This is a genomic window from Eudoraea sp., from assembly GCF_049665975.1.
GTDB lineage: Bacteria > Bacteroidota > Bacteroidia > Flavobacteriales > Flavobacteriaceae > Eudoraea.
On record NZ_JBATGR010000257.1, the window covers coordinates 1 to 2,746 of the forward strand.

Genomic DNA, 2,746 nt, shown 5'->3' on the forward strand with positions numbered 1-2,746 from the left:
TGCTGCAGATTGATCTCTTCCTGTTCGGAAATATCGTCAACGAACATTACCTCGAAATAATTCTTACTAATGCCGTTATATTGCTCATGTTCCTCAACTGATTCTAAGCTATGTTCATCATGATCCAGAAAGTCCGGATTACTTCTGTAGCTATCACCTACCAATTGTTTTGTAGTTTCTGCCGCCAGGTGTGATAAGGAGGCATGCTCATGAACGGAAAAGGCCTTTTCCAGCTTCTGTATGCGCCCTTTACCTGGAGAAGCAAAAAAACACTCAACACCTTTCAGATCTTTTATTAACTCTTTTGTGGCTTGTTTATGTCTTTTTTCATTAGCAGACCCTTTGCGGCATCGGGCTAATTCCGCTGTTTCAATTTTTAGTTTGTTCCAGTAGTCGACCCTTAGTTGTCCGATGTTATAATAAGGTGCACTTTTGATTTTATTCTTAATCACGATTTAATTTTTTGAATGTAAAGCGAGCTTGTTTCCCTGAGAATCAATAAAAATGGCGAAGTAACCCGCTTCTTCGCTTATCAAGGTTTTGGGCATTACTATTCTCCCACCAGCATCTTCCACTTTATCGAGGACATTACTCAAGTCTTTGCCCCCATTTAAATAAATCAATGGTCCAATATCACTGGGAACAGAACCCGGCCCAGAAATAACCGCTCCACCAATACCCTTTTTCACCGGAAAAAAGGCCATGGCATTTTCCTCTGTGACGTTTTGAATCATTTTAATGCCGAATATGTGGTTGTAAAAATTAACTGCTTGCTGAAAGTCGATGGCTGGTATTTCAAACCAACTCACATAATCTTTAAACTCCGTTTTGTCTTTCTTTTTATTTGAGGATACGCCGCCCATTGTAATTAGTATTTATATTGATCCATCTCCTTTATAATGTGTTGGAGCTATCGGATGTTCAAGAGATTCTCCCTTTATAATCAATTTTGTTAATTTGTCCAGTCTATTAGGTTTTATGAGGGGGCCAAGTGAATCGAGATAGGGGTGAGGGGTTTGTGGCTGATATATGCTGAATTGACCTAAATGATCTCTAAAACTTTTCAGGGGCTGGCCCAGGCGCAATATGCCCAATTCACGGCTTCTTTTCACTCTTGCGATATTTAATTCAAGAGGGATAATTTCTTCAGTACCTTCGGACTGGTGAATAACAAGGCCGTCTGGCCCACATACTATGGATCGTCCGGTACCCCCGGTGTCCAAACCATTGACATCAAAGAAGTAACATTGATTCACGGAAGCCATCGCTCTTACAATAGATAATTCAATATCTCGATCTATGGTACCAGACATGGTGGGGTGAAGTATTACTTCTGCGCCCATTGACACTAAGGTTCTAATGGTTTCCGGGAACCACATATCATAACAAATCGACACTCCAAATCTTCCTACTTCGGGCACATCAAAAACACAAAATTCCGTTCCCGGTGTTACGCCTACTTCATAGGGATAAAACGGAAACATTTTGCGATAGCGTGTCACAATTTCCCCTTTGGGATTGATAACGGTGGTCGTATTGTATATTTTTCCATTACTCTTTTCAAAAATAGATCCCGGAAGTAGCCAGATCCCATATTTTTTGGCCATGGCCTGCATTTCGGCTTCAAACGCACAAGGAATTTCCTGGGCAGTATGTATTAGTGGGCCGTATGCACATAATTCACTAAATAATACCATTTCTATCCACGGATAGAGGGTCATTGTAATATCGAGTTTCAGCTTCATCATTTCCACATTGGAAGCGACCGCTGAAACCTTCATCTGTATTCCTGCAATTGCGAATGGTCTCATATTAGTTTCCTATTGCTTTTTTAATTTCATTTTCTAAAATAGATAACCCTTTTTCTAATTCTTCCCGGGTAATTACCAAAGGTGAGAGGATGCGAATAATATTTTTATGGGTGCCTGCACTAAGAATAATTAACCCGTTTTCCGAACAGCCTTTTACAATTTTGCCGCAAACTTCTGAATTAGGTTGCCTTGGATCACTATTTTTAACAAACTCGATCCCAATCATTGCACCAATGCCTCTCACATCACCTATTTCAGAATAATCTTTCATCAACTTTTTCAAACGGCTCATGATGGTATCACCGACCTGTTTTGCCCTTTCATTAAGATTAATCTCCTTCATATATTTAATGGTAGCCGAAGCGGCAACACAACAAACAGGACTTCCAATATAGGTGCCACCTATAGAGCCAGAAGCTGCAGCGTCCATTATTTCCCCCCGCCCGACGACGGCTGCAATGGGAAGTCCCGATCCCATCGATTTAGCGTAGGTACTTATATCTGGCTGTACACCATAGTGTTGCCAGCTAGCCCAATGTCCGGTACGACAGAATCCGCTTTGTACTTCATCCATAATTAGTAAGATGCCATGCTCATCGCAAAATGCTCTTAACCCCTCTAAATATTCTTGGGGTATTGGATTAAAACCACCTTCACCCTGGATGGGCTCTAAAATAATTGCCGCAACACTTTCTATATCAACCAGATTGAGGGCGCTTTCGTGAAGTCGTTTTAGTTCGTCCTTGACAAAAGTAGCCTCATCTCTAATACCTCTATAGCGATAAAAGTTTGGAAATGGTAGTCTGTATACTTCCGGAGCAAAAGGGCCGCAATCATACTTATAACTAACCTTACTAGTTAGCGTCATCGCCATCATAGTCCGGCCATGGTAGGCACCGGTATAGCATAAAATTGCAGGTCTTTTGGTGGCCTGT

3 protein-coding genes and 1 pseudogene are annotated in these 2,746 nt (G+C 41.2%); all 4 read right to left on the bottom strand.

The annotated features are described in order from the left end of the window. Positions 1-452: pseudogene (locus WBN20_RS09345) on the bottom strand (ornithine decarboxylase); the annotation flags it as partial. Between the two features lie 3 nt (positions 453-455). Then, positions 456-863 carry a VOC family protein gene (locus WBN20_RS09350; RefSeq protein WP_424281491.1) on the bottom strand — a complete coding sequence of 136 codons (408 nt, stop codon included), beginning with the start codon at positions 861-863 and terminating at the stop codon, positions 456-458. Between the two features lie 12 nt (positions 864-875). Continuing rightward, positions 876-1,811 (bottom strand): carbon-nitrogen hydrolase family protein, encoded by a 936-nt coding sequence (locus WBN20_RS09355; protein ID WP_424275289.1) that lies wholly within the window; start codon positions 1,809-1,811, stop codon positions 876-878. A gap of 1 nt (position 1,812) precedes the next feature. Continuing rightward, positions 1,813-2,746: aspartate aminotransferase family protein (locus WBN20_RS09360; protein ID WP_424281492.1), on the bottom strand; the 934-nt coding region annotated here is incomplete at its 5' end.

Excerpts from the sequence above, each read along its gene's own strand:
- WBN20_RS09355 (WP_424275289.1), bottom strand. The coding sequence starts at position 1,811 with ATGAGACCATTCGCAATTGCAGGAATACAGATGAAGGTTTCAGCGGTC.
- WBN20_RS09350 (WP_424281491.1), bottom strand. The coding sequence starts at position 863 with ATGGGCGGCGTATCCTCAAATAAAAAGAAAGACAAAACGGAGTTTAAA.